The sequence below is a fragment of the Streptomyces albireticuli genome, from assembly GCF_002192455.1.
GTDB classification, from domain to species: domain Bacteria; phylum Actinomycetota; class Actinomycetes; order Streptomycetales; family Streptomycetaceae; genus Streptomyces; species Streptomyces albireticuli_B.
Window position 1 is genome coordinate 1094395 of sequence record NZ_CP021744.1, and the last position, 26718, is coordinate 1121112.

Annotated in this window: 17 protein-coding genes, 1 tRNA gene and 1 pseudogene; 6 read left to right on the forward strand and 13 right to left on the reverse strand. The window is 74.8% G+C overall.

What is annotated here, in order from left to right; all coding sequences use genetic code 11:
• Positions 1-129: 129 nt before the first annotated feature.
• Positions 130-2085 (forward strand): asparagine synthase-related protein, encoded by a 1956-nt coding sequence (locus SMD11_RS04695; protein WP_087925220.1) that lies wholly within the window; start codon positions 130-132, stop codon positions 2083-2085.
• 228 nt (positions 2086-2313) lie between these two features.
• Positions 2314-4629 carry a heavy metal translocating P-type ATPase gene (locus SMD11_RS04700; protein ID WP_087925221.1) on the forward strand — a complete coding sequence of 772 codons (2316 nt, stop codon included), beginning with the start codon at positions 2314-2316 and terminating at the stop codon, positions 4627-4629.
• A gap of 73 nt (positions 4630-4702) precedes the next feature.
• On the opposite strand, the gene SMD11_RS04705 is transcribed toward SMD11_RS04700, so the two are convergent.
• Both SMD11_RS04705 and SMD11_RS04710 read right to left on the reverse strand, forming a co-directional pair.
• Entirely contained in the window at positions 4703-4996 is a 294-nt protein-coding gene (locus tag SMD11_RS04705) for a hypothetical protein (protein ID WP_087925222.1), read from the reverse strand.
• Between the two features lie 327 nt (positions 4997-5323).
• A tRNA-Lys gene (locus SMD11_RS04710) sits at positions 5324-5397 on the reverse strand.
• A 256-nt stretch (positions 5398-5653) separates the two neighbouring features.
• Here SMD11_RS04710 and SMD11_RS04715 point away from each other — a divergent pair.
• Positions 5654-6766 (forward strand): SDR family oxidoreductase, encoded by a 1113-nt coding sequence (locus SMD11_RS04715; protein WP_234365896.1) that lies wholly within the window; start codon positions 5654-5656, stop codon positions 6764-6766.
• A 48-nt stretch (positions 6767-6814) separates the two neighbouring features.
• Here the strand turns inward: SMD11_RS04715 and SMD11_RS04720 are convergent, their stop codons facing one another.
• From SMD11_RS04720 to SMD11_RS04730, 3 genes are all read right to left on the reverse strand, one after another.
• Positions 6815-11908 carry a DNA repair ATPase gene (locus SMD11_RS04720; protein ID WP_418952407.1) on the reverse strand — a complete coding sequence of 1698 codons (5094 nt, stop codon included), beginning with the start codon at positions 11906-11908 and terminating at the stop codon, positions 6815-6817.
• A 98-nt stretch (positions 11909-12006) separates the two neighbouring features.
• A complete protein-coding gene (locus tag SMD11_RS04725; RefSeq protein WP_087925224.1) occupies positions 12007-14043 on the reverse strand; it encodes an SPFH domain-containing protein in 2037 nt (678 codons plus the stop codon).
• 114 nt (positions 14044-14157) lie between these two features.
• Complete coding sequence (locus SMD11_RS04730) at positions 14158-14862, reverse strand: hypothetical protein (protein WP_087925225.1); 705 nt, start codon at positions 14860-14862, stop codon at positions 14158-14160.
• 264 nt (positions 14863-15126) lie between these two features.
• Between SMD11_RS04730 and SMD11_RS04735 the strand changes: the two genes are divergently transcribed.
• A complete protein-coding gene (locus tag SMD11_RS04735) occupies positions 15127-16212 on the forward strand; it encodes a PucR family transcriptional regulator (protein ID WP_234365897.1) in 1086 nt (361 codons plus the stop codon).
• Between the two features lie 21 nt (positions 16213-16233).
• On the opposite strand, the gene SMD11_RS04740 is transcribed toward SMD11_RS04735, so the two are convergent.
• Positions 16234-16875, reverse strand: a complete 642-nt coding sequence (locus SMD11_RS04740) for a trimeric intracellular cation channel family protein (protein ID WP_234365898.1) — start codon at positions 16873-16875, stop codon at positions 16234-16236.
• 332 nt (positions 16876-17207) lie between these two features.
• Between SMD11_RS04740 and SMD11_RS04745 the strand changes: the two genes are divergently transcribed.
• Positions 17208-17726, forward strand: coding sequence for an SRPBCC family protein (locus SMD11_RS04745; RefSeq protein ID WP_087925228.1), 519 nt, complete (start codon positions 17208-17210; stop codon positions 17724-17726).
• 65 nt (positions 17727-17791) lie between these two features.
• Positions 17792-18247, forward strand: coding sequence for a GNAT family N-acetyltransferase (locus SMD11_RS04750; protein ID WP_087925229.1), 456 nt, complete (start codon positions 17792-17794; stop codon positions 18245-18247).
• A gap of 56 nt (positions 18248-18303) precedes the next feature.
• Here the strand turns inward: SMD11_RS04750 and SMD11_RS04755 are convergent.
• From SMD11_RS04755 to SMD11_RS04785, 7 genes and pseudogenes are all read right to left on the reverse strand, one after another.
• Positions 18304-20693 (reverse strand): annotated as a pseudogene (locus SMD11_RS04755) (ATP-binding cassette domain-containing protein).
• A 61-nt stretch (positions 20694-20754) separates the two neighbouring features.
• A complete protein-coding gene (locus SMD11_RS04760) occupies positions 20755-21171 on the reverse strand; it encodes a VOC family protein (RefSeq protein WP_199843798.1) in 417 nt (138 codons plus the stop codon).
• A gap of 10 nt (positions 21172-21181) precedes the next feature.
• Positions 21182-21601, reverse strand: coding sequence for a helix-turn-helix domain-containing protein (locus tag SMD11_RS04765; RefSeq protein ID WP_087925231.1), 420 nt, complete (start codon positions 21599-21601; stop codon positions 21182-21184).
• Between the two features lie 97 nt (positions 21602-21698).
• Positions 21699-23168: an MATE family efflux transporter gene (locus tag SMD11_RS04770; protein ID WP_087925232.1), complete on the reverse strand. Its 1470-nt coding sequence runs from the start codon at positions 23166-23168 to the stop codon at positions 21699-21701.
• On the reverse strand, positions 23168-24193 hold the full coding sequence (locus tag SMD11_RS04775) for a cysteine synthase family protein (protein ID WP_087925233.1): 1026 nt from the start codon (positions 24191-24193) through the stop codon (positions 23168-23170). Before SMD11_RS04775 ends, SMD11_RS04770 begins: the two co-directional genes overlap by 1 nt.
• A 74-nt stretch (positions 24194-24267) precedes the next feature.
• The gene (locus SMD11_RS04780; protein ID WP_418952408.1) at positions 24268-25680 is read right to left on the reverse strand and encodes a Y4yA family PLP-dependent enzyme; all 1413 of its coding nucleotides are present in this window, start codon (positions 25678-25680) and stop codon (positions 24268-24270) included.
• A complete protein-coding gene (locus SMD11_RS04785; protein WP_087925234.1) occupies positions 25671-26702 on the reverse strand; it encodes an ornithine cyclodeaminase in 1032 nt (343 codons plus the stop codon). The genes SMD11_RS04780 and SMD11_RS04785 overlap by 10 nt, the downstream gene beginning before the upstream one ends.
• Positions 26703-26718 lie beyond the last annotated feature (16 nt).

The following is a 26718-nucleotide window of genomic DNA, read 5'->3' on the forward strand; positions in this document are numbered from 1 at the left end:
CGCGGCCGCCTACGTTGACCTCTGTCGATCACGTCCGTCGATCACGTACGCCGTGGCACAGGAGGCCTTCTCCGTGAGCGAGACATCCCCCGGCACAGCTGACGAGGACCGCGCCGAGGGCCTGTTCACGTGACGCCCGGCCGGGGGCTGGTCCCTCGCGCCGGGTGCTGGTTCACCGTCCTTCCCGACGGCCCGCACGCGTCGACGGCCGTGCGCAGGCTGCGCGGCCGCGGCTGCCGGACCGTGGCGCACGCCTCGGGCCGGCCGTGGCTGCTCGGCTGCTGGACGGACGACGAGCTGGTGGTGGCCCGTCAGGGCGAGGTGCGGCTGGCGGTGGCCGGGCCCTGCTCGCTCGGCGAGGCGGAGCTCACGGGGCGGCTGCGGGGCGTCCGTTCGCCGTCCGACGTCGAGGACGCCCTGCGCGGCGCCCACGGCGGCTTCCACGCCCTCGCCTCGCTGGGCGGGGAGGTCTACGCCCGGGGCGGTCTGTCCGGGGCCCGGCGGCTGTACTGGACGTCGGTCGACGGCACGGCGGTGGCCGCGGACCGGGCCCGGACGCTGGCCTGGCTGACGGACGCCGACCCGGACCCCGCCCAGCTCGCCGCGCGCCTGGCCGGGCCCGGACTGCCGTATCCGCTGGACGGCGGCGCCATGTGGTGCGGGGTGCACACGGTGCCGCCCGGCGACGCGCTGCGGCTGGACCGGGACGGCAACGGCGGCGCGGTCCGGCGCTGGTGGCTGCCGCCGCCCGCCGGGCTCTCGGTGGCGGAGGGCGCGCCCGGGCTGCTGGCGGCGCTGCGCGAGGCGGTGTCCCTCCGGGTGACGCCGGGCCGGGTGCTGGGCGCGGACCTGTCGGGCGGCCCCGCCGCCACGGCGCTGTGCCTGCTGGCGGCGGAGGCGGGGGCCCGGCTGGTGACGTCGGGGGCGCCGGGCCCGGGCGAAGGCCACGGCGGGGGCGTACCGGACGCCGGGGGTACGGGGTGCGGTCTGCCGGGGGCCGGAGCCGGGCGTCCTGGCCGCCGTCCTGACCCCGGGCGGGACGATCCCTGGCCGACGGGTACCCACGGGCCGGTGTCCCCCGGCCCCGGCCTGCCCGCGTGGGGGCGGCGCGAGCCGGGTGACGAACCGTCGTCCGGGCTGCGCGAGCGCGCCCGGCAGCGCGGCCCGGCCGGTGTGCTGAGCGCGCAGGGGGCGAGCCGGCTGCTACTGGGCCACGGCGGTGACGCGGCGGTGCGGCCGCCCAGCGCTTATGTCCACGCGCTGGTGCGGAACCGGCCCGCGGCGGGGCTGTGGCACACCTTCGGCCATCGGGCGCGGCTGGGGTGGCCGCCGGGGGCCACCGCGCGGATGCTGCTCGACCGGGGCTCGTACCGGGACTGGCTGGGCTCGGCGGCCGACGGGCTGGACCTGGCGGCGGAGGGGCCGAGGGCGCCGCACCGCTGGGGGGCGGTTCCCTCGCTGCCGCCGTGGGCGAGCGAGGAGTGCGTGGAGCTGGTGCGCGATCTGCTGCTCGGGGCGGCGGCCGGTGAGGTGGAGCCGCTGGCGGCGGACCGGGGCCGGCACGTGTGGGTCCAGCGGATCCAGCGGGCGGGGCGGGCGGCCGCGTTCACGGTCCGGGACTCGGCCGCCGTCGGGCTGCCGGCGGACGCGCCGTTCTGCGACGACGGTGTGCTCGACGCCTGCCTGGCGGTGCGGCCGGAGGAGGCGGGTACCCCCTGGGCGTACCGGCCGCTGCTGATCGAGGCCATGCGGGGCGTGCGCGCGGAGGAGTTCCGGCCGCGGGTCGCGGAGGAGGGAGGGCCGCCCGTGCCCGGCGCGGGCGCGTGGGAGGAGCGGGGGACGGCGGCGGTGGGCGGGGCGGATCCGGCGGCCTGGGTGGACGAGTCCCTGCTGGTGGCCGCGGGGCTCGTCGACGAGGAGGCGCTGCGGGAGGCCGTGCTCGGCGGTCCCGGCGGCCCGCCCGGGGGCGGTGCGGGCCGGTGGGAGCGGACGCTGGCGGTGGAGGCGTGGCTGCGCGAGCTCGCGGATCATCCCGTGCCGTCCGTCGTGGAGCCGTGCGAGCACGACGCCCGGGTGACGCTCTGAGCGGGGGCGGTCCCTTCGGTGGACCGTGCTTTTCCGGCCGTACGCGCGCGTCCCTCGCGGGACAGGCCGCCTTCTTGCGGTGGTTGATCCCGTTCCGTCCGCTCCGAGCGCACCACCCGAGAGACCCCCTCCCTTGCGGCGGATACGGGGTGGGGGTATACCTGTATCTCGTCGGGAAGCGATACCCCCGGGGGGTATCGCTCGGAGCAGCGAGAGAAGGAGCGGACCATGGCCACCGCAGCCCCGCGCACGGCCACCACGACCACGACCGCAGGGGCGGCCGGGGCCGGGGTGGAGCTCACCATCGGCGGGATGACGTGCGCGTCGTGCGCCGCGCGGATCGAGAAGAAGCTCAACCGCATGGAGGGCGTGGACGCCGTCGTCAACTACGCCACGGAGAAGGCCCGCGTCTCCTACCGCGGAGATCTGACGGTCGGTGACCTGATCGCGACGGTGGAGGCCACGGGCTACACCGCCGCGCCCGTGAGGCCGGCCGGGCAGTCCGCCGAAGGCGGCGGGGAGACGACGGACGGCACGGAGGAGACCGGTGAACTCCGCGCGATACGGCAGCGGTTGGTGACCTCAGTGGCGCTGGCCGTGCCCGTCGTCGTCCTGGCGATGGTGCCGGCCTGGCAGTTCACCTACTGGCAGTGGCTGTCCCTGACGCTGACCGCGCCGGTGGTCACGTACGCGGCCTGGCCCTTCCACCGGGCCGCGTGGACGAACGCCCGGCACGGCGCGGCCACCATGGACACGCTGGTCTCGATCGGGACCTCGGCCGCCTTCCTGTGGTCGCTGTGGGCGCTGTTCCTCGGCAGCGCCGGGATGCCGGGCATGACGCACGGCTTCGAGCCGACCGTCTCGCGGAGCGACGGCGCCGGGAACATCTACCTGGAGGCCGCGGCCGGGGTGACCGCGTTCATCCTGGCCGGGCGCTACTTCGAGGCGCGCTCCAAGCGCAAGGCCGGGGCGGCGCTGCGGGCGCTGCTGGAGCTGGGCGCCAAGGAGGTCACCGTGCTGCGCGGCGGCCGGGAGACCCTGGTCCCCGTCACGGAGCTGATGGCCGGCGACCGCTTCCTCGTCCGGCCCGGCGAGAAGATCGCGACCGACGGCCGGGTCGTGGAGGGCGGCTCGGCGGTGGACGCCTCCCTGCTGACCGGTGAGTCCGTGCCCGTGGAGGTCGGCGTCGGCGACGCCGTCACCGGTGGCACCCTCAACGCGGGCGGACGGCTCGTCGTCGAGGCCACCCGCGTCGGCGCGGACACCCAGCTCGCGCGGATGGCGCGGATGGTGGAGGAGGCGCAGCACGGGAAGGCCGCCGCGCAGCGGCTGGCCGACCGGGTGTCCGCCGTCTTCGTGCCCGTCGTCATCGCCCTGGCCCTCGGCACGCTGGCGTTCTGGCTGGCGAGCGGCGCGGGCGCGGCCGCCGCGTTCACGGCGGCCGTGGCCGTGCTGATCATCGCCTGCCCGTGCGCCCTGGGCCTCGCCACCCCGACGGCGCTGATGGTCGGCACGGGCCGGGGCGCGCAGCTCGGCATCCTCATCAAGGGGCCCGAGGTCCTGGAGACGACCCGCGCGGTCGACACCGTCGTCCTGGACAAGACCGGCACCGTCACCACCGGCCGGATGACGCTGCTGCGGACGCACACCGCCGAGGGTGTCTCCGAGTCCGAGGCCCTGCGGCTGGCGGGTGCGCTGGAGCACGCTTCCGAGCACCCCGTGGCGCGGGCGGTCGCGGCCGGTGCCACCGCCCTGGTGGGGCGGCTTCCGGTGCCGGAGGGCTTCGTCAACGTCCCCGGGCTCGGGGTGCGCGGGGTCGTGGAGGGGCACACGGTGCTCGTCGGCCGGGAGGGGCTGCTGAGCGCGGAGGTCCCCGGAGCACCCGGGCGGGCTGTCCCGCTCCCCGCGGAGCTCGCGCGGGCGCGGTCGGCCGCCGAGGCCGCGGGCCGCACGGCCGTCGTCGTGGCCTGGGACGGCACGGCGCGCGCCGTGCTGGAGGTCGCGGACGCGGTCAAGGACACCAGCCCGGAGGCGATCCGGCGGCTGCGCGCGCTCGGTCTCACCCCGATCCTGCTCACCGGTGACAACAAGGCGGTGGCCGAGGCCGTGGCCGCCGAGGTCGGCATCGAGGAGGTCATCGCCGAGGTCATGCCGCAGGACAAGGTCGACGTGGTCAAGCGGCTCCAGGCCGAGGGCCGTTCGGTGGCGATGGTCGGCGACGGGGTCAACGACGCGGCAGCGCTGGCCCAGGCCGATCTGGGACTGGCGATGGGCACCGGCACCGACGCGGCCATCGAGGCGGGCGACCTCACGCTCGTCCGCGGCGACCTGCGCGCGGCGGCCGACGCCATCCGCCTGGCGCGGCGGACGCTGGGCACCATCCGGACGAACCTCTTCTGGGCCTTCGCCTACAACGTGGCGGCGCTGCCGCTGGCGGCCATGGGACTCCTCGACCCGATGATCGCGGGGGCGGCGATGGCGTTCTCGTCGGTCTTCGTCGTCGGCAACAGCCTGCGCCTGCGGCGGTTCCGGGCCGGGGTCTGAGCCCGCGGCGGGGGTGGAGCGTGCCGGCCGGGCCCGTGGGGTCCGGCCGGCATCGCGTCGCCGGGCGGCGGCGTCAGCGGATGACGACGTTGTGGGCCGGGCCGACCTCGGGCTGGAGGTCCCCGTACCCGAGGTCGGCGATGATCGGGCCGAGCACCTTGCCGAACGCCTCGAACGCCTCGATGGACTCCCAGACGTCGGTGACCCGCCAGCCGCCGGCGACCGGCCCCGAGGCGTGCGAGAGGAGGCCGGGGACGGGCAGGTCCGCCACGCTGGTGAAACCCTGCCCCGCGGTGAGGCGCTCGATGCAGCTGTCGTAGAGCTCCGGCCCCACGCCGGGGACGTGGAAGGTGACGATGACGGCCATGGCTGTGCTCCTGTCGGTGACGGTTCCGCAGGGTCCGGGACGAGCGGTTCGCGCGCACCGGCCCTCGGCGCCCTCTCTGACTCCCCGCCCCGTGGCCAGGGCATCCCCGGCCGTGACGGCTCGTCGGCGCTTTCGGGGGCGGCCCGTTGGCTCGGGCGCGGGCCACGGCGGGGGCAGGGCACACCACTTGCCGTTCGGTCCCCCGGCCGTGGCGGGTGTGCCGCGCCGGGGCCCGGGAGAAGGGGCCGCACAACAGGCGGTGGCGGGAAGGCACGGGCACACGAGGAAGGCCCTCCGCAGGAGCTGCGGAGGGCCTTCCGTCATCGGTGCGCCACCAGGGACTCGAACCCCGGACCTGCTGATTAAGAGTCAGCCGCTCTGACCAACTGAGCTAGCGGCGCGGAAAGAACTCTACCTCATCCGATGATCGGATCGCACCGCGGAAGCCGGACGAACCCGGACAGCCGACCGTACAGCGAACGACGAAGGGGTTCGGTTCATCTCAAAAGAGTGAAACCGCTTGGTAGTTCACTAATAGCGGCAGAGGCGGAAATGTCTCTGATTCATGGAGCACAGTGGCTTTTTCACCGTCACGCACCATGACCCCGTCGCCATCGCCGTCGCCGGCCGGACGGCGGGTGCCCCGTGACCGTCGTCATGACCGGCGCCACCGGGTTCCTCGGCTCCCGGCTGCTGCGCGCCCTGCTGGCCACGGGGACGGACCGGGTCACGGTGCTCGGCCGGGACGGGCTGCGGCCGCTGGCCGAGCGGGTGGCGGCCGCGCTGCACGGCTGCGGTGCCACCGAGGACGAACTCGTGCGCGCCCAAGAGCGGGTGACGGCCGTCCGGGTCGACCTGACCCGGCCCCGGCTGGGCCTCACGCCCGAGGCGCACCGGTGGCTGGGCGAGCGGGCCGAAGCGATCTGGCACTGCGCCGCGGCGCTGTCGCCGGCCGGCACGGAGGCCGCGCTCACCCCGGTGAACGTCACCGGTACCTGCCGCCTCACGGAACTCGCCGACCACGCGCCCGCCGGAGTGCCGTTCCTGCACCTCAGCACCGCCTGCGTGAGCGCCGAACCCGCCCCCGGCTCCCGGGAGCGGCGCTCCTCCCCGGCCGCGGCCGACGCCTTCACGGGCTACCAGCGCACCGAGCGGCGGGCCGAGGAGGTCGTGCGCGCCTGGTCCGACGGGCGGCGGCCGGCGCTGGTGCTGCGCCCGAGCGTCCTCGCCACCGACGGCCCGCTCCCCGACACGGCCGCCCAGCAGCCGCTGTCCACCCTCGGTTCCGGGCTGAGCGCCCTGGTCGAACAGGTTCCGGCGTCGCTGCGCGGCCTCGTGCTCGGCAGACGGGCGGGGCTGCCCCGGCTGCGGGTCCGGATCCTGGGCGACCCCGCGGCCCGGGTGAACATCGTCCCCGTCGAATACGCCGTCGACGCCATGCTGCGGCTGGCGCGGCTGCCGCATCCGCCGGGGGTGACGACCTATCCCCTGGTCCACCCGGACGAGACCCCGGCGAGGGCGCTGGTCGCCGCCGTCGCCGAGCTGTTCCCCGGCGTCGAGCTGATCCTCCAGCCCGCCGTCGACCGGCCCAACCTCGTCGAACGGCGGATCAACCCGGTCCTCGCCGGACTCCTCCGGCACGACCGGCGGAGCCGGGCGGCCGACCGCGTCCCGCTCGGGCGCGTCCTGCCCGGCCTGCCCTGCCCCGCCCCCGTCGACGGCGCCTACCTCCGCGCCGCCATGAACGTCCGTCTCCCCGTGCCCCCTTGAGAGGAAGCCCCCTGGTGCACCCGCCCCGGCGGGACGGCCCGGCCCTCGCTACGCCCGCGGCGGCGGCCCTCCGACGGCCCGGCTGATGGCCGCCTCCACGGCGGAGACGCGGTCCGCGAGGAGGCCCAGGGCGGCGACGGCGCGGGTCAGGGGGTCGGCCTCGGGGCCGCCGAGGGCGTGGACGCGGACGTACGCCGCGTTGATCTCCTGCCGGCGGGCGGCCTGTTCCGGGGTGAGGGTGCCGCGGAGCTCGGCGAGCTTGAGGAGGTTGGCCTCGGCGTCGGCGGCGAGGGTGCGGGCCTCGCCCGCGTAGTGGTCGTCGACGACGGCCTCCAGTTCGGCGTCGGTCATCACCGCCGCCACGCGTTCGGTGATCCTGTTCATGTCGCGGTACGAACCCTGGAGCAGGAAGGGCGGCTCGGTGCGGGTGGCGTCGCTCCGGGCGGCGGAGGCGATGTAGGCGGCGTTGACCGCGAGGACCGTGCGCCGGGCCGCGAGGACGTGGCGCAGTACGGCGAGGACGCGGTCGAGTTCGGCCGGCGCGTAGGGGTGGGCGAGCTCGCCCGCCCGTACGCCCGTGTCGCCCTCGGCCAGCCGGACCAGCAGGGGCAGGTCGCCGGGCGGGCGGCCGGCCAGCGGGGCCAGGGCGGGGTGGGAGGTGAGGGCGTTCTCGACGAAGCTGAGGGCGAAGACGTCCTCCTTGCCGGCCAGTACGTCGCCCAGGTTCCGTACGTCGGCGCGGTTGGCGAGCATGTCGGGGAGGTGGAAGCGCTGCCCGGACCCGGTGTAGGGGTTGCCGGCCATGCTGACGGCGAAGCGCTTGCCCCGCAGGTCGTAGGTGCGGGGCTCGCCGTCGAGGACGCCGTCGACGCGGCGCTGGGCGTCGCACAGGGAGAGGAACTTCTCCAGGAGTTCGGGCGAGGTGTGCTGGATGTCGTCGAGGTGGAGGAGGGTGTTGTTGCCCGCCGCCAGCGCGAAGTTGATCTTCTCGACCTCCTGGCGGGCTGCCGCGTCGGGGGCCTCGGCCGGGTCCAGGGAGACGGTCCCCCGGCCGAGGGCCGGCCCGTTCACCTTGACGAAGACGAGGCCGAGGCGGTCGGCGACGTACTCCATGAGCGTCGTCTTGCCGTAGCCGGGCGGTGAGAGGAGCAGCAGCAGGCCGCTCCGGTCGGTGCGCGCGCCCTCCCCCGCGGTGCCCAGCTGTCTGGCGAGGCTGTCGCCGACGAGTGGGAGGTAGACCTCGTCGACGAGGCGGTTGCGGACGAAGGCGCTCATCACCCTGGGCCGGAAGTCGTCGAGGCGCAGCCGGTCGCGCTCGCGCGCCACGAGCGCGTCGCGCTGCCGCTGGTAGGCGCGGAAGGCGGGCACGTCGTGCGCGCGGAAGCGGTCCGTGCGGGCGTGGAACTCGTCGAGCCGGAGGGTGAGGCGGCGGTCGGTGACGCGGGGGTGGGTGCCCAGCAGGCCGTCGACGGTCGCGGTGAGCGGGGCGTCCGCGGCGCGGCGGGGCAGGAGGGGGCAGACCTCGGCGGCCACGGCCTCGGCGAGGTCGCCGGGGTCGGTGTCCTCGCCGGAGGCGGCGGCGTACGCGCCGAGCCAGGCCAGGGCGAGCCGGCGGCGGTCCGGGAGGCCGGTCGTGGCGCGCAGGTCCGCCGCGTAGGAGGTGCCGTCCACGGCCCGGTGGAAGGCGTCGAGGAGGGCGCGGGCCGGCGCGGCGGTGACGAAGCCGTCGGCTCCGGAGGCCAGGTGCTCCACGAGGTAGGCGGCCGCGGCGGCGGACGGGGCGGTCTCCAGGCCGGATGCCGCCGCGAACCGCTCGATGTCCTCGGCCAGTTCGGTCTTGAGCGCGTCCACCGCCTCCGGCCGTCCGAAGGCCGCGCGCGCCCGCCCGAGCGACACCGCGCGGCGGGCGGTGTCCTCGCGGGCGTCGGCGTCGGGACCGTGGGCCCAGTACAGCTGCGCGGTGGCCCGCGCCCCGGCCGGGTGCCACAGCAGCCCGGCCCCGGCGCGCAGCCGCAGCAGGGCGGTGAGGAGGGCGGTCGCGTCGTGGTCGTGGACGCCGCGCTCGTAGCCCTCGTCGTAGGCGGCCTCGGCGGCCCGCCGTACGAGGGCGGGCAGGTCGGCCTCCCGGAGCGCCGCCGGGTCCCCGGTCGCGAGGATCTCCGCGGCGAGGTGTTCGGCGCGGTAGACCTCCGGGGACTCGGAGGGCAGCAGCCGGTCCCAGTGGGGGCGGGTGGCGGCGAAGCCGGGGTCGGTGACAGGGGCGCGGTAGTCGGTGCCGGTGAGGGCGAGGGCGAGGCCGTCCCCGTGGGGTACGAGCGTGAGTTCGGCGGGCCGGGTGGTGACGGTGAAGCGGTGGCGGCCCAGCCGCACGGTACGGCCGGCCGCACCCGTCCCGCCGCCGTCGGCGAAGAGGTCGGCACGGTCGCGCAGGGCGCGCACGGCTTCCTGGCGGGTGGCCGCGAGCCGCCCCTCCAGCTCGTCGGCCCGTACCGGGTCGTCGAGTCCGCGCAGCTCGGCGGCGGTGCGCCGGACCTTGGCGACCATCGGGTCGGAGGCGAAGTAGGTGTGGACCGCGTCCTGGTCCGCCAGGGCGGCGGCGCGGCGGCCGACCGTCTCCAGGATTCTCGCCGCGGAGCCGGCGAGGCGTTCGGCCTGCCGGGCGCGGGCGTCCTGGAGGGACTGCCGCCGGGCGGCGAAGGCGTCGTGGACGTCGCCGCGCCGGGTCGCCAGCTCGGCGAGGAAGTCGTCGTGGCCGGCGAACCGGGCTTCGAGGTCCTCCAGGCGGAGCAGGAGGCGGCCCAGCTGGTCCTCGCACTCCTCGGGGGTGCCGGCGGCGGCGAGCGCGCCGGTGACGGCCTGGCCGAGCAGGGCGGTCTCGGCGGCGAACGCGGCCCGGCCCTCGTGCTCCTGGAGCGCGCGGCGGCGGGCGGCCAGCGTGGCGCGGGCGCGGTTGAGGCCGCCGAGCACCTCTCCGACGCGCTCCAGGACGGCGGTGCGGACGGTGGCGTCGCCGATGTCCAGGCCGGTGACGACCTCGGTGAGGACCTGGAGCCCTTCGGTCCGTTCGGTGATCCGGTCGGCGAGGGGACCGGCCCCGGCGGCGGTGGCGAGGGCCTCCGCCTCGGCGGTGAGCGCCTCGGTGTCGGCGTGGTCGGCGGCGAAGGCGTCGGACCGCTGGAGGAAGGCGACGGCGCGGCGCGCGGTGGCGGTGATGTCGCCCGCCACGTCGGCGGCGAGGGTGTCGACGCGCGGGACGTCGGCGTAGGGCATCTCACGCAGGGTCGCCAGGCGGCCCTGGGCCCGGCGGAGTTCGGTGATCCGGTCGACCCAGGCACCGGCGGTGCGGGGCGCCTCGCCGCGGATGCGGCGGACGAGGGAGGCGATGTGCACGGCGGCCTCGCCCAGCGCGTCGGCGGCCTGCCGGGTGAGGGCCTCGACGGCCCCGGACTCGCGCAGGACCTGTTCGGCGGTGGCGCGCACGGCGGCGAGCGGCGTGTGCAGCTCGCCGAGGCCGGGTTCGGCGAGCCAGGGAAAGCGGTCGGTGACGCGCGCGCAGGCCGCGAGGAGGGGTTCGAGGGCGGCGGGCGTCGGGGCGGTGCCGGGGATCGCGCGGGCCAGGGAGAGGCAGGCGGACAGGCAGCGCACGAGGTCGGCGTTGCCGACGCGCGCCAGCGGGCCGTCGTCGGCGGCGGGTCCGGCGGCGGCGTGCGCGTCGGAGCGGAACGGGGTCCGCCAGACCTGGAGGGTGTGCGCGCGGGCCGGCCCGCCGGTGCCGGCGCGCAGGGTGACGAGCGTGCCGTCGTCGAAGAGGGCGTGGCCACGGCAGACGAGCGGGGTCGCGGCCTCCTCGCGGAGGGTGTTGTACGGGAGCAGCACGGTGCGGCCGTCGTCGGGGGCGCGGAAGGCGTAGAGGACGTCCTCGCCGTTCGGCGCGGTCACGGCCGCGTCGAAGCGGAGACCGGCGGTGTCGGTGTCGAAGGTCCTGGTGGCACCGGTGGCGAGGTGGTAGCCGCCGGGGAAGACGATGCCCTGGTCGTCGGGGAGGCGCAGGCAGGCCTGGCCGATGCCGTCCTGGCGGGTCACGGTCCCGGTGGCGGTGTCGAGGACGAAGTGGCGCCGTGCGGTCTCGTTGTACGGGCGGACGCGCAGCAGGAGGAGCGTGCCGGCGCGGGCGTGCTCGATCTCGGCGTCGGCGAGGGACTGGAGCGGTTCGTCGACCGGTTCGCTGTGGACGCCCTCGGCGGTCTCGGTGCTGTTCTCGGTCTTGATGGTGAGCGTGCCGCCGACGGTGGAGACGAAGGCCTCGCCCGCGACGGAGACATGGGGGTGCCGGCCGAGGACGTGGTCGTCGCGGGTGGCGGGCGTCCAGGCGAGCTCCTGGGACGGCGCGGGCGCGTGGTCGCGCTCGCCGTGCGCGTCCAGGTACGCGGGGGTGCCGTCGGTGGCGACCCGCCAGCGCAGCACCCGCAGGTCGCCGGGGCGCGGTCCGGTGCGGAAGGCGGCGAGGAGCTTTCCGCCGGCCCGGTGGAGGCGGACGAGCGCCGCGTCGCGGTAGTAGCGGTGGAGTTCGGCGAAGTCCTTGGTGAACGCGGGGTCGTGGAGCAGGCCGGGGAGGGCGTCCGCCGGGGCGGCGGCCAGGGTGACGCCGCCGCCCGTACCGTCCGTGCCTGCCCCTTCCTCGCCCGCTGGGCCGTCGGCGTGCACGGAGTGGAGGGTGAGGACGTCCGCGACGGCGGTGTCCGGGCCCGTACGGGCGGGAGCGCGGACGCCGAGGAGGAGGTGGCCGCCGGCGGCCGCGATGTCGCGCGGTTCGCACGGGTGCTCCGTGCGGAGCGCGGCGGTGCCGAGGAGGTGCAGCCCGGTGGAGCCGAAGGCCGCCGCGCGCCGGGCGTTGAGCTCCTCGGCCCGGCGGCGGAGCTCGCCGGCCTGTGCCGTGAGCCGGTCGCGCAGCACCGCGTAGGCGCCCGCGTCCGGGCCGGCGGGGCCCGTCGCGGCGGGGCTCGCCCCGTACCCGTTCGCGTTCCCGTCCCCGTACCCGTACCCGTTCGCGTTCCCGTTCGCGTTCCCGTTCGCGTTCCCGTTCGCGGCCGGGGCCGTGCCCGCGTCCTGCTCCTCGCCCGCGTCCCGGCGTTCGGTGATCACGTCGTTCCCGGCCTTCCGCTCGTGCTCCGTCTTCCCGCCGCGTGCTTCCCGGCGGTTCCTGCCCGGCGCCCGCCTCCGGGCGCCTTGCTTCCGGGCGCCTACTTCCCGGCGCCGTTGACCCGCGCCGGGGCGGCGCCGACCAGTTCGGCGAGGTTGGTGTCCGCCAGCCCACTGGCCCGTACGGACTCCAGCAGGCCCTGGAGGGCGCCCGCCCGGGGGCCGCCGCCGGCGATCAGCCCGCTGAGGGCACCGGCCAGGGTGAGGTCGCGCAGACCCGCCGGGCCGAGGCCGGCGGCCAGCGCGCCGAGGTCCCGGGTGAAGGACGAGTCGTCCTTGTCGAGCCACGGGCCGGCCAGGGTCCGTACGGTCTCGGAGCGGTCGACGAAGGCGTCGACGCCCTTGCCGAGCGCGATGGAGTTCACCAGCCGGTCGAAGAAGACGCTGTCGCCGCCGACGATGTCGATCTTCGCGTTCTCCAGGCCGGTGGCGAGGACACCCGCCTGTGCCTCGGCGACCTGCCGCTGCACCTCGATGCCGGCCAGCCGGACGTCCTTCTCCGCCTCCAGGCGCAGCCGGAACTCCTCGTGCTCGCGGCTCGCGGCGTCCAGCGCGGCCATCGCCGCGGCCTTGTCCGTGAGGCCCTCGGCCTCGGCCTGGAGCTTCCGCTTGAGGCCCTCGGCCCCGGCGAACGCCTTCTCCCGGGCCACCTCGGCCTCGGCGTGCCCGACCTTGCCGATCGCCTGGGCGGTGCGCTCGCGCACCTCCGCCTCCGCGAGCCCGACGGCCGCCGCGTCCGCCCGCTTGCCGTCGGCCAGCCGGACGGCGGCCTCGGCGTCGAGCTCGGCGGCCTTGCGGCGCGCCTCGGCCAGGGTCAGCGTCTCGGCGGCCCGGTGGCCTGCCGCCTGCTCGGCCGCCTCCGCCGCCTTGATGTCCTTGACCAGGCGCTCCTGCGCCTCGGCCTCGGCGCGGATGACGGTGGCCTGCCGCTCGCGCTCGGCCTCCTCGACCGCGCGCAGCTTCTTGATCTCCTCCTCCTGGGCGGCGACGGTCCGCTCGACCGCGATGCGCTCCCGGACGACGTCGGCGATCTCCCGCTTCTCGGCCTCGACCTCCTTGTCGGCGGCGATGCGGCGCAGCTGGGTCTCCCGCTCGCGCGCGATGACCTCCAGCATCCGGTCCTTCTCGATCCGCTCGCTCTCGACGGCGATGACGCGCTCGCGGTTCTTCTGCGCGACGGCCACCTCGCGCTCGCGGTTCTCGTTCTGGATGCCGAGCGCCTCCTCCGTCTTGAGGTGGGCGCTGTGCGAGCGCAGCCGCTCCTCGGCCTGCACCCGGGCGGTCTCGGCCTCCTCCCGGGCCCGTACGGTCTCGATCTCTCGCTGCTGCTTGATCTCGGCGTCGGCCTGGCGGCGCTCCAGTTCGAGGACCGCCTCCCGGGCCTCGACGTTCTGCCGGGTGATCTCCTTCTCCTCGGTGCGCTGGAACTCGTTGGTGCGCACGTGCTCGATGGCCGTCAGCTCGGTGATCTTGCGGATGCCCTGGGCGTCGAGGATGTTCGCGGCGTCGAGCTGGGTCATCGGGGTCTGCTCGAGGAAGTCGATGGCCGCGTCCTCGAGGTGGTAGCCGTTGAGGTCGGTGCCGATGACCGCGATGATCCGGTCCCGGAACTCCTCGCGCTTGGTGTAGAGGTCGACGAAGTCGAGCTGCTTGCCGACGGTCTTGAGCGCCTCGGAGAACTTGGCGGCGAAGAACTCCTGCAAGGTGCGCGGGTCGCTGGCCCGGGCCGTGCCGATGGCCTGGGCGACCTTGACGACGTCCTCGACGGTCTTGTTGACGCGCACGAAGAAGTTGATGTGGATGTCGGCGCGGATGTTGTCCTTGCAGATCAGGCCCTCGCGGCCGGTCCGGCGGATCTCGATGGTCTTCACCGAGATGTCCATGTACTCGGCCTTGTGCAGCACGGGCAGGACCACGGCGCCGGTGAAGGTGACGTCGACGCGTTTCGTCTTGGAGATGATCAGCGCCTTGCCCTGCTCGACCTTGCGGAAGAGGCGGCTGACGGTGAAGAACACACCGAGGGCGATGAGCAGCAGGACGGCGACGAGCACGCCGACGCCGATGGCGGTGGCATCCATGGGGAACCTCTGTCGTGTGGGTCGCGAAGGACCGCGGGCGGGCGCGGGCGTCGCGAGCGAAGAAACGTTTGTGCACTGCGGCGTGCGGGCCTTTGGACGGCCGGGCGCGGCCGGTCAGGCGGCGGGGTGCTCCGGTCCGGGTGCCGCGTCGAAGGGCGCGACCCGGAAGAACTCGCCGTCGGCGTCGTAGTCGAAGATCAGCGCGGTCGCGCCGGCGGTGAGCCCCGGTTCCCCGGGGTGCAGCGGCTCCGGGCCGCCGTCCCGTGGCAGGACCGGTTCCGCGCGGACCTGGACGATCGCCGTCGAGCCGTCCTCGGCGGTCACCTCGGCCTGCCCGAAGTCGGTGCCGACCCGGCCGGTGCGGATGACGCAGACGCGGCCGACGAAGTCCAGCCGCGAGGGCGGGCGTTCGTCGGGGAAGAGGTGGCGGAGCGGGCGTACGAGCACCCAGGCGGCGGCCCACGCGCCGGCGAGCGCGCCGGCGAGCACCCCCGCGGACAGCGCGGCCCAGAGCAGGGCGGGCACGTCCGCGTCGGCCAGCAGCGCGGTGCCGGCCAAGGACAGGAACCAGGCGACGGCGATCAGCAGGGACAGCACGACGGAGACGGGCACCCCGCCCAGACCGGCCGCGGCCACGAGGCCGGCCGGGCCGCCGTGACCGGCGCCGTCGGGGCCCGTGTCCAGGTCCCCGGCGTGGCCGTGGTCGCCGGGGTCCAGGCCGCCGGCCAGGACCAGCAGCCAGTAGCCGACGACGACCAGCAGCGCGAAGCCGAAGAGGACGGCCGGGAAGCCGAGCGCCGCGGCGAGGAAGTCGTCCACGCGCCCACCCCCCTTCGTCCGATGTTGTCCCTGTTGCCCGCGGGGGCCCCGGCGCCGGTGATGTTGCCGTGTTCCGACGCCGGGGCCTTCCCCCGTTTCCCGCACCCCCAGGCTGCCAGTCACCGGCACACCCGCGCATTGCCGGTTCCCGGCAATCTTTACGCTTCCTTAATGCAGGGTGCTGGACCTCCGGCGGACGTCTGGCACCCTGAGCACCGCGCGCCAGGAATTCATCAGGAGCGCGTCAAGAAGCAGGGAGAGCGCGTGACGCAGCAGGACATATCCGGGGAGTATCTGGACGGCTATGCCGACATCCTGGCCAGGGTCTCGGCCACCGGCCGCCGGCTCAGCCGCGACGAGCTGGAGTCCCGCCGCGCCCTCGGCGAGCGGGCCGCCGAGCGGGGGTGCGGGCTGCGCCGGCTGATCATCGGTCACCTCGCCACCACCCGCGAGGTCTGGTCCGCGCTCCCCACCTCCGGCGGCGCGCCGGGCGCCCGGGCGACCGCCGAGACCGTCCTCGCCGCGACCGAGCAGGCCGTCGACGCCTTCGCCGAGGGCTACGAGCGCGCGCAGCGGCTGGCCGTGCGGCAGGAGGAGGCGGCCCGCCGGGAGTTCATCGACGACCTGCTCTACGGGCGCAGCGACCTGGGCCGGCTGGCGGAGCGGGCCGAGCGCTTCGGGCTGCGGCTGGCCCGCGCCCACGCGGTGGCCGTGGCGGCCGGCGCCGAGCCGTACGACGACACCCACCCCGTGATGCGGCGGGTGGAGAGCGCCCTCCACGTCCGCTTCGGGGACCGGCAGATCCTGCTGACGACGAAGGACGGCCGGCTGATCTGCGTCGCGCCGGGCGACCAGGACGACGTCCTGCGGTACTTCACCAAGCAGGCGCACACCGCGACCGAGGGCGGCCAGGTGGCGATCGGCCGGGCGCACCCCGGCGCGGGCGGGGTGGTGCACTCCTACGAGGAGGCGCTCGGCGCCCTGGACCTGGCCGCCCGGATGGGCCTGGAGGCGCCCGTCCTGCGCGCCGCGGACCTACTGGTCTTCCCCGTCCTGACCCGGGACCGGCAGGCCATGGCGGACCTGGTCCGCTCCACGCTGGGCCCGCTGCGGCAGGCGCGCGGCGGCGCCGAGCCGCTGCTGGAGACGCTCACGGCGTACTTCGACTCCGGGTGCGTGGCGGCGGAGGCGGCCCGCCGCCTCTGCCTGAGCGTCCGGGCCCTCACGTACCGGCTGGAGCGCATCCACCGCTACACCGGCTCGGACCCCGCCGACCCGATGCACCGCTACACGCTCCAGACGGCGGTCATCGGCGCGCGCCTGCTGGACTGGCCGGCGCAGGAGCTGTGAGCGGGGCGGCGCCGGCGTGATTCAGGAGGTCCCGGAGCCGCCGCGGGGCCGGTGGGAGAGACGGGGCAGGTGGAGGCCGTAGTGCAGCGCGCCCATCCGGATCGCGAAGACGGTGCCCGCCGAGATCACCGTGGCCGGGGTGCCGGCCATCCCCAGCCGGTCCAGCAGCAGATAGCAGCTCGCGCCGGCCAGGGCGGCGGTGGCGTAGACCTCCTCGCGCAGCAACAGCGGCGGGAACTCCCCGCACAGCACGTCCCGGATCACCTCACCGGTCACTCCGGTCACCACGGCGAGGATGATCACGGCGAACGGCGTGACACCCGCGTCGAGGGCGGCCCGGGCCCCGATGACGGTGACCACGGCGAGGCCGAGCGCGTCGACGGTCATCAGCGCCCGGTGCGGGAGGTCGCGGAAGCGCAGGTAGACCATGGTCACGACGGCGGTGACGGCGATGACGGTCAGCAGCACCCAGTCGTGCGTCCAGTACAGCGGGTGCCGGTCGAGCACGAGGTCGCGCAGGGTGCCGCCGGAGATCGACGCGGCGAAGGCGAGCACCAGCCCGCCGAAGGGGTCGAGCCGGGCCCGGTGCGCGGCCAGCACACCGCTGGCGGCGAAGGCGGCGATACCCACCAGGTAGAGCACGTGCAGCATCGCCGTCCCCATTCCATGATCAATAAAGCGAACGGGGGCGTCTTTGTCCTCCCATGAACCAGTCGATTCAATCATTCGAAGGCGATCCGGCGCTTCGGCCGAAGGAACGGGGGTGAAGAGATTCCGCATCGGCCGAAAGGACGAGAGCGGCCGCCCGGCCCTGCCCAGGAGGCGCCTACGGGTGGAGCCGCCCCGGTGATCCCCTCGGCCCGAGCGTCCGCCGCACTGACGAACGACCCCCGCCCACCCGTTCTTGACGCGTGGATCCTTCTGGGGAACTCTCATGATCCGGGCCCGACTTGTGTCCCGGTGCCCGCTCGACGACACGAGGAGGCCGGACGGCCATGGAGTGGACAGGCGCCCGCTACGCGGACGGTCCCACGGCGGAGGCCCGGATCTGGATCGACGCCCCGCCCGAGCGGGTGTGGGAGCTCGTCTCCGACATCACCCTCATGCCCGGCCTGAGCGCCGAGCTCCGGTCCGTCGAGTGGCTGGACGGGGCGACCGCCCCGGCCCCGGGCGCCCGGTTCGTCGGCCGCAGCCGCCACGCCACGTTCGGCGAGTGGGAGGCCACGTCGTACGTCGTCGAGTGCCGCCCCGCGGAGGTCTTCGCCTGGGCCGTGGAGGACCCCGAGAACCCGGCGGCGACCTGGCGCTTCACCCTCGAACCCCGCGACGGCGGAACGGAACTGACCGAGTGGGTACGGGTCGGCCCGGCGCCGTCGGGTCTCTCCCACGCGATCTCCCTGATGCCGGAGAAGGAGCAGTCGGTGGTCTTCGTGCGGATGCGGGAGTTCGAGCGGAACATGACGGCGACGGTGGCGGCGGTGAAGGAGCGGGCGGAGGACGGGCCCGCGCCCTGACGCCCGTCCCGCACCCTCCCTCGCCCCACCGCCACCCGGGCGTGCCATCAGGCAGAATCCACCGCATGAAGATCGAACAAGTCGACTGGACGGACCCCGACGCCACCGCGCTGCGCGCCGCCCAGCGGGCCGAGATAGCCGAGAGGTACGGAACCACGAAGAGCGAGCCCGGCGTGCCGCCGTCGGCGGCGGACATCGCGGCCTTCTTCGTGGCACGGGAGGACGACGGGACCGCGGTGGGCTGCGGCGGGCTCCGCGACCTCGGTGCGGGGATAGGCGAGGTCAAGCGCATGTACGTGGCACCGGCCGCGCGCGGCTCGGGCGCCGCCGGGCGGATCCTCCGCGCGATGGAGGAGTGGGCGCGCGAGCGGGGCTGGACGAGTCTCCGGATGGAGACGGGCGTGCGCCAGCCGGATGCCGTGCGCTTCTATCTCCGTTCCGGATACGAGCGGATCCCCAACTTCGGCCCGTACGAAGGCGTGCGGAACTCGATGTGCTTCGAGCGGTCCCTCGTGGCCTGAGCCCCGGGCACCGGCCACCGGCGCCGGGCCGGCGGCCGGTGTCGCCGAGCGCTCCGTCAGCCCCCGACGTACGCCCCCAGGTGCTCCCCGTGAGGGTCGAGCCGTCGGCGACCAGGTCGGCCGGGGTGCCCTCGAAGACGATCCGGCCGCCGTCGTTGCCGGCGCCGGGGCCGAGGTCGATGATCCAGTCGGCGTGCGCCATGACCGCCTGGTGGTGCTCGATGACGATGACGGACTTGCCGGAGTCGACGAGCCGGTCGAGCAGGCCGAGCAGCTGCTCGACGTCGGCGAGGTGGAGGCCGGTGGTCGGCTCGTCGAGGACGTAGACGCCGCCCTTCTCCCCCATGTGGGTGGCCAGCTTGAGGCGCTGCCGCTCGCCGCCGGACAGCGTGGTGAGCGGCTGGCCGAGGCCGAGGTAGCCGAGGCCGACGTCGGCGAGCCGGGTGAGGATCCTGTGCGCGGCCGGGATGCGCGCCTCGCCTTCGGCGAAGAACTCCCGGGCCTCGGCCACCGGCATCGCCAGCACCTCGCTGATGTCGCGGCCGCCGAGCCGGTACTCCAGCACCGAGGTCTCGAACCGCTTCCCCTCGCAGTCCTCGCAGGTGGTCTCGGCGGTGGCCATGATCCCCAGGTCGGTGTAGACGACGCCGACGCCGTTGCAGGTGGGGCAGGCGCCCTCGGAGTTGGAGCTGAACAGCGCCGGCTTCACGCCGTTGGCCTTGGCGAACGCCTTGCGGATCGGGTCGAGCAACCCGGTGTACGTGGCCGGGTTGCTGCGCCGCGAGCCGCGGATGGGCGCCTGGTCGACCGACACGACGCCCTCGGAGGCGGGGACGGAGCCGTGGATCAGCGAGCTCTTGCCGGAGCCGGCGACGCCGGTGACGACGCAGAGGACGCCGAGCGGGACGTCGACGTCGACGCCCTGGAGGTTGTTCCGGGTGGCGCCGCGGATCGGGAGCCGGCCGGTGGGCGTCCGCACCTTCTCCTTGAGGGCCGCCCGGTCGTCGAGGTGGCGGCCGGTGAGCGTGCCGCCGGCCCGCAGCCCCTCGTAGGTGCCCTCGAAGCAGATGGTGCCGCCCGCCGTGCCGGCGCCGGGACCGAGGTCGACGACATGGTCGGCGATCGCGATCGTCTCCGGCTTGTGCTCGACGACGAGCACGGTGTTGCCCTTGTCCCGCAGCCGGAGCAGCAGCTCGTTCATCCGCCGGATGTCGTGGGGGTGCAGACCGATGGTGGGCTCGTCGAAGACGTAGGTGGTGTCGGTGAGCGGGGAGCCTAGGTGGCGGATCATCTTGACGCGCTGCGCCTCGCCACCCGACAGCGTGCCCGCGGGCCGCTCCAGCGACAGGTAGCCGAGCCCGATCTCGACGAACGAGTCGAGGGTGTGGAGCAGCTTGCCGAGCAGCGGCGCGACCGTCGGCTCGTCGAGGCCGCGGACCCACTCGGCGAGGTCCCTGATCTCCATCGCGCACGCGTCGGCGATGTTGATCCTCTTGATCTTCGACGAGCGCGCCTCCGCGGCGAGCCGGGTGCCCCCGCAGTCCGGGCAGCCGGTGAACGTCGTCGCCCGCTCCACGAACGCGCGGATGTGCGGCTGCAACGAGTCGATGTCCTTGGACAGCATCGACTTCTGGATCTTGGGGATCAGCCCCTCGTACGTCAGGTTGATCCCGTCGACCTTGATCTTGGTCGGCTCCTTGTGGAGGAGGTCGTGCAGCTCCTTCTTGGTGAACCTGCGGATCGGCTTGTCCGGGTCGAAGAAGCCGCAGCCCCGGAAGATGCGGCCGTACCAGCCGTCCATGGTGAAGCCGGGGATCGTGAGCGCGCCCTCGTCGAGCGACTTGGTGGCGTCGTAGAGCTGGGTGAGGTCGATGTCGGAGACCGTGCCCCGGCCTTCGCAGCGCGCGCACATGCCGCCGTGGTAGACGGCCTTGCGCACCGTGATCCGCTCGCCCTTGCCCTTGTCGACGGTCATGGACCCGCTGGCCGTCCGCTTCGGGACGTTGAAGGCGAACGCGGTGGGCGGGCCGATGTAGGGCTTGCCGAGCCGGCTGAAGAGGATGCGCAGCATCGCGTTGGCGTCGGTGGCGGTGCCGACCGTGGAGCGCGGGTCGGCGCCCATCCGCTGCTGGTCGACGATGATCGCGGTCGTCAGCCCTTCGAGGACGTCGACCTCGGGCCTGGCGAGCGTCGGCATGAAGCCCTGGAGGAAGGCGCTGTAGGTCTCGTTGATCAGCCGCTGCGACTCCGCGGCGATCGTGCCGAACACCAGCGAGCTCTTGCCGGAGCCGGAGACGCCGGTGAACACCGTCAGCCTGCGCTTCGGGAGCTCGACGCTGACGTCCTTGAGGTTGTTCACGCGCGCGCCGTGCACCCGGATCAGGTCGTGGCTGTCGGCGGCGTGCGGCGCGGGCGGCTTCGTACCCGGCCTGGTGGCCCTGCTCATCGTTTCTCCGTCTTTCACTCGGGCGTCTTCACGGGCTCCGTCGGCTTCGCCTCGCCCGTGCTCACCGGTGACGGGGCTGGGTGAAGCGCAGCATGTTGCCGGAGGGGTCGCGGAAGGCGCAGTCCCGGACCCCGTACGGCTGGTCGACGGGCTCCTGGAGCACCTCGCCGCCCGCCGCGCTGACGCGCTCGAAGGTCGCGTCGCAGTCGTCGGTCGAGAAGATGACGCCGCGCAGCAGTCCCTTCGCCATGAGCTCCGCCATGGCCTGCCTGTCGGCGGGCGAGGCGTTCGGGTCCGCCACGGGCGGCTCCAGGACGATGTTCACGTCCGGCTGCGACGGCGCGCCGACGGTCACCCAGCGCATCCCCTCGAACGCGACGTCGTTGCGCACCTCCAGGCCGAGGACGTCCCGGTAGAAGGCCAGTGCCTTGTCGTGGTCGTCGACGGCGAGGAAACACTGTGAAAGCTTGATGTCCATGCGTGTCACGCTACGGGCGGGTGGTGCGTTTCGCTTCTCCATTCCTGACCGGCCGGGTGTAGATCTTGGCGAAGCAGGGCGGGACGGCCGCGCTCGCGTCGTGGCCGCGGGCCCGGTAGGCGCTCGGGCTCTCGCCGACCAGCTCGGTGAAGCGCGAGCTGAACGATCCCAGCGAGGTGCAGCCGACCTCGAAGCAGACCTCGGTCACCGACAGGTCGCCCCGCCGCAGCAGCGCCTTGGCCCGCTCGATCCGGCGCGTCATGAGGTAGCTGTAGGGCGTCTCGCCGAAGGCGGCGCGGAAGCTGCGGGAGAAGTGACCCGGGGACATGAGAGCGTGCCGCGCCAGCGCGGGGACGTCGAGCGGCTTCGCGTAGTCGCGGTCCATCATGTCGCGGGCCCGGCGCAGCCGGACGAGGTCCTCCAAGGTCACGCGACCACCTTCCCACGGCGTTCCCGCGGCGCCGGGCGCGGCCGGTACCGGGCCGATTGCCCGGCCCATCACCGGCATACGACCACCGGCGCCCGTTTTACCCGCAATTGCCCAGCATATTCGATTTACCGACCGCCTGGCGCTCCGCCTCATGGGCTCTGGCACAGGCCCCCAGCCCGGCGGCGTAGCGGCGCAGGAGCAGGAGCGCCGTGGTGGCGAGGCCGGTGAGGAGGCCGAGCCAGATGCCGAGGGTTCCGAGGCCCGCGGCGTGGCCGAGGAGCCACGCGGCGGGCAGCCCGACGGCCCAGTAGCCGACGAGGGTGACGCGGAACCCGCCGCGGGTGTCGTCGAGGCCGCGCAGCAGCCCCACGCCGATGTTCTGGGCGCAGTCGAAGAACTGGAGCACGGCGACGACGAGCAGCAGCCGGGTCGCGATCGTCACGGCTTCGCCGTCGCCCGTGGCGCCGGGGTCGAGGAACGGGCGCAGCACCGGGCCGGGCAGGGTGACGTAGACGACGGCGACGGCGGTCATGACGGCGGCGCCGCAGGCGAGCGCGGTGTCCCGGAGACGCCGGGCGGCGTCGAAGCGGCCGAGGGCGAGCTCGCGGCTGACGTGGATGGAGGCCGCGTGGGAGAGGCCGACGGCGACCTGGAAGACGATGTAGACGAGCTGGTTGACCGCGGTGTGGGCGGCCAGGGCGGCGCTGCCGAAGGAGCCGGCCATCAGGGCCGTCACGGAGAAGAACCCCGCCTCGGAACCGTAGGTCGCGGCGACGGGGACGCCCAGGCGGACGAGTTCGCGCACGGTGGCACGGTCGGCCTTGAGGGCGTTCGGGCTCAGCAGCGGGGCCAGCACGGCGTCCCGGCGCGCCGAGGCGTAGAGGGCGAGGAAGGAGAGGAGGTGGACGGTGGAGGTGGCCACGCCGATGCCGGGGAGCCCGAGCTCCGGCAGGCCCCAGGTGCCGTGGACGAGCACCCAGTTCAGTCCGGCGTTGACCGCGACGGAGGCGAGGGTGATCCGCAGCAGGGCCTGCGGGCGGCGCATGCCGACGGTGAACTGGCGGACGGCCTGGAACCACAGGCAGGGCAGCAGTCCGGGGGCGAGGGCGAGGAGCATCGTACGGGCGCGGGCGGCGACGGCCGCCTCCTGGCCGAGGAGGGTCAGGCCCTCGCCGAGGAGGATCAGGAGGACGGCTCCGGCGAGGCCGGCGAGCGTGGCCACGGCCATGCTCGCGCGCACGATCCGGCGGACGTCCGCACCGCCGCGGGCATCCTCACCACCGCGGGCGGCGCCGTCCGCGGTCTCGGCGCGGGCGGCGGCGGCCGCGATCCGGTTGCCCACGGAGGTGACGAGGCCGACGCCCATGGTGCGGAGCTGGTTGAAGAGCACGAGCGCGAGGCCGCCGGCCGCCAGGTCCCGGGTGCCGAGGAGGCCCATCATCACCGTGTCGGTGGTGGTCAGGGCGACCTGGGCGAGCTGGGTGAGGACGAGGGGGACGGCGAGGCCGGCCAGGGCCCGGCTGTCGCGGAGCAGGGTGGCCGGCCCGGTCCGCCGCACGGTGGGCATCAGTTCTTGCGGAGCTTGGTCAGGGTCTCGTCGATCTCGCGCTCCACCGCGAGGTCGACGAGGTTCCGGGCGTTCATCCAGTCGTCGTCGAAGACCGTGTCCATGTACTTCTCTCCGCCGTCGTTGACGAGGGCGACCATGGTGGTGCCCGGGGGGAACGACCGCAAGCGGGCCAGCGCCTCGTGGACCACTCCCCCGGCGGAGCCGCCGATGAGCAGGCCGGTGCGGGCGACGGCGCGGGCGGTGGCGAACGCCTCGACGTCGCCGACCTTCACGCCCTCGTCGATCAGGTCGAAGTCCACGAGCGCGCCGATCCCGGCGCCCTCGGGGGTGCCGGTGCCGGACTGGTAGTAGTCGTGGGCGGGGCCGCCGAAGGCCACGGACCCCTTGGGTTCGACGCCTATGGTCCTGAAGGCCGGTACGAGCTTGCGCAGCTCCCGGGCGGTGCCGCAGAGGGCGCCGCCGGTGCCGACGGCGCCGATCAGGACGTCGATGCGGCCGTCGAGCGCCTGGTGGAGCTCGTGGGCGACGGGGTGGTAGCCGATGCCGTTGCTGGGGTTGTTGTGCTGTTCGGTGAAGACGGTGTTGTCCCGGCCGCGCGCCATCTCCGCGGCGAGTTCCTCGCGGGCCGCGGTGGCGAGCTCGTCCGTGCCGTCGTCGGCGACCCGGACGAGCTCGGTGCCGAGCGCCTTCATGCCGCGCAGCTTGTCGGGGCAGGCGTGGTTGTCGACGACGGCGGTGAAGGCGTAGCCGCGCTCGGCGGCGATGACGGCGAGTCCGAGGCCGGTGTTGCCCGAGGTGGACTCGATGATGCGGCCGCCGGGGCGGAGCGCGCCGCGGGCCTCGGCGTCGAGGACCATCTGGCGGGCCATCCGGATCTTGGCGCTGCCGGTGGGGTTGTACATCTCCAGCTTGAGGAGCAGGCGGCTGCCGGTGTCGGTGCGGCACAGTTCGAACAGCGGGGTGTATCCGATGAGGTCGGATATGCGGGAGACCACGGCGGGGCGCGTCAGTGCCTCGTTCATGGAGGAACTCCTGTGACAGGTGGAGAGGGACGAGCTCGGCTCGGACGAGGGCGGGGCGGGAACAGCGGGCAGGGTCAGCGGGCGAGGTGCCGGTCGAGGCGCCAGCGGGGCCGCCCGCCTCCGGTCCCCCGCCCGCCCGCGGCCTCGATGACGATCTTCGGTGGCAGCGGCAGGTCGTGGAACGAGGACTCGTTGGAGTCCATCTGGTACCCGGCCGTGTTGGGGTAGACGAGCAGGTCGCCGACGGCCGGGCGGGCCGGGAAGGGGATCTTGCGCCAGGTGAGCAGGTCGGACTCCAGGCAGGTCGCCCCGCCCACGCACGCGGGGTGCGCGCCCTGGCCGAGGGCCCGCCCGGCCGGGGTGACCAGGGCGGGGTCGGGCAGGTACTCGCTGCCAAACCACTGCTCGGACAGGCTCAGGCTGGTCCCGTCGACGGTGAGGATCGCGTAGCCGGCACGGTCCTTGACGCCCTGGACGCGGAAGACGGACGAGCCCGCCCGGTCCAGCAGCGCGCGCCCGGGCTCCGCCAGCAGCCTCGTGCCCGTCCCCCGGAGTCTGGCGGCCAGGCTCTCGCGGCCGCCCTCGGGGACGGCGTCCAGCACGGCCCGGAGCGCGGCGGCCCCGGCGACCGGCGAGTGGTAGGGGTAGAAGTCGCCCGCCGCGAAGGACTTACGGGCGTGGTAGTGCGCGGGCCGCTGCGCCGCGAGGAAGGCGTGCCAGTCGGCGGCGGCCGTGTAGTCGACGGCGAGGCCGCCGCCGATGCTGATCCGGTCGGCCCGCAGGCCCATGGCGCGGGCCTTGAGGCAGAGGTCGACGAGGTGTCCGGCGAGGTCGGCGCGCGGCCGGGTGGCGTAGCCGGACAGATGGAAGGAGAAGCCTTCCATCCGGATCGCGTCACCGGCGCGCACGCACCGCCCCAGCGCCTCCTCGATCTCGGCCCCGTCCATGCCGAAGCGGCTCTCCGGCTGCGCCGGGGGGAGCCGGCGCAGCAGCAGCCGGGCCGGGCGGAGCGCGCCGCTCCGGGTCCGGGCCCCGGTGAGGAGGCGGTCCAGTTCGCCGAGGGAGTCGACGGTGGTCAGGGCGCCGTGGAGGGCGGCCGCCCGCAGCAGTTCGTCGCTCTTGGCGGGCCCGGTGACGACGAGGTCCTCGCCGCGGACGCCGTGGCCGAGGGCCTCGCGGAGCTCGCCAGGGGCGGCGACGTCGACACCGGCGCCGCGGGCGGCGCAGCGTTCGACCCATACGGCGGCCTTGTTGGCCTTCTTCGCGTAGTACACGCGCCCGTCCACGCCCGCCTCGTCCAGGGCGGCGCGGAGCGCGGCCAGGTTGGCGTCGAAGCGGTGCGGCAGCAGGAAGTGGAACGGGCCGCCGAAGGCGTGGGACAGCTCGTGGAGCAGGCCGCTGTCGAGGATCGCGTCCGTCGCGGGGTCCGGATGCGCGGGCAGGGAGGGAGGGCCGGGAGGGGCCGGGGGTATGCCGTTCACCGCCACAGCGGCACCCGCGTCCCGAGGCCCTGCTCGATGGCGAGCTGGGCGAAGCGGTGGCCGAGGGCGATGTCGGTGACGACCAGGCCGCTGTTGTAGGCGAAGATCCGCTCGGTCGGCGCGGTGCGGCCCGCCGCCGCGCCCGCGAGGACCGGGGGGAACTCGGCGTCCACGGCGGGGAGTTTGCCGTCGGCGTCGGCCATGTCGGTGCCGGTGACGTTCATCTGGGCCTCGCTGGTGGCCACGACGCGGTCGGCGCGGTGCAGCGTGGAGGGGGCCAGGCCGTGGCCGACCAGGATCCCCAGCGTTCCCGGCGCCAGGTCCCCGGCCTCGACGGCGGCGGGGGTGTGCGCGCCGGCCGTGGCCACGACGACGTCGGCGTCGCCCGCCGCGGCCCGGACGTCGGCCACGACCTCGACGTCGCGGCCGGGGAAGTGGGCGCGCAGCCGCGCCCGTACGGCCTCGATGCCCTCGGGGTGGGTGCCGAAGAGCATCAGCCGGTCCAGGCCGGGCAGCGTGGTCAGCAGGAACGGCAGGGCCAGCCGCCCCTGGGTGCCGGTGCCGATCACCAGCGCGCTGCGGGCCCCGGGGGCGGCGCACTCGCGGGCCAGCAGGGCGGAGACGGCCGGGGTGCGCAGGGCGCCGACGCGGCCGCAGTCCATCATCGCCACGGGCAGGCCGGTGACGTCGTCGTAGAGCGTGAGGGAGGTGTAGTAGTGCTGCTCCTCGCGGCCCTTGTGCAGGCCGTGCTTGTACGAGGTCTTGACGGCGACGACGTCGCGGGAGCCGTCACGGCCGAGCATCGCGTACGAGACGGAGTGGCCGTCGGAGGGTTTGACGGTGAGCTTGCGCGGGTTGTCCGAGCGGCCGGCGGCCAGGGTGCGGTAGGCGCCCTCGACCGTGCCGACGACGTCGGCCAGGGAGATGTCGAGGCCCGCGAGGTCGCTGGTGGACAGCAGGCGCAGGGTCCTGTCGTCGGCGGGTGCGGCCGCGCCGAGGGGTATCCGGGGTTCCGTGGTACCGGTCATGTCTCGCTCCTCGTCC

Bases quoted from the DNA above. Each gene is read 5' to 3' on its own strand.
- SMD11_RS04700 (WP_087925221.1), top strand. From the start codon at position 2,314: ATGGCCACCGCAGCCCCGCGCACGGCCACCACGACCACGACCGCAGGG.
- SMD11_RS04725 (WP_087925224.1), bottom strand. From the start codon at position 14,043: ATGGATGCCACCGCCATCGGCGTCGGCGTGCTCGTCGCCGTCCTGCTG.
- SMD11_RS04775 (WP_087925233.1), bottom strand. From the start codon at position 24,193: ATGAACGAGGCACTGACGCGCCCCGCCGTGGTCTCCCGCATATCCGAC.
- SMD11_RS04705 (WP_087925222.1), bottom strand. From the start codon at position 4,996: ATGGCCGTCATCGTCACCTTCCACGTCCCCGGCGTGGGGCCGGAGCTC.
- SMD11_RS04740 (WP_234365898.1), bottom strand. From the start codon at position 16,875: ATGGGGACGGCGATGCTGCACGTGCTCTACCTGGTGGGTATCGCCGCC.
- SMD11_RS04750 (WP_087925229.1), top strand. From the start codon at position 17,792: ATGAAGATCGAACAAGTCGACTGGACGGACCCCGACGCCACCGCGCTG.
- SMD11_RS04760 (WP_199843798.1), bottom strand. From the start codon at position 21,171: ATGGACATCAAGCTTTCACAGTGTTTCCTCGCCGTCGACGACCACGAC.
- SMD11_RS04745 (WP_087925228.1), top strand. From the start codon at position 17,208: ATGGAGTGGACAGGCGCCCGCTACGCGGACGGTCCCACGGCGGAGGCC.
- SMD11_RS04785 (WP_087925234.1), bottom strand. From the start codon at position 26,702: ATGACCGGTACCACGGAACCCCGGATACCCCTCGGCGCGGCCGCACCC.
- SMD11_RS04770 (WP_087925232.1), bottom strand. From the start codon at position 23,168: ATGCCCACCGTGCGGCGGACCGGGCCGGCCACCCTGCTCCGCGACAGC.
- SMD11_RS04715 (WP_234365896.1), top strand. From the start codon at position 5,654: ATGACCGGCGCCACCGGGTTCCTCGGCTCCCGGCTGCTGCGCGCCCTG.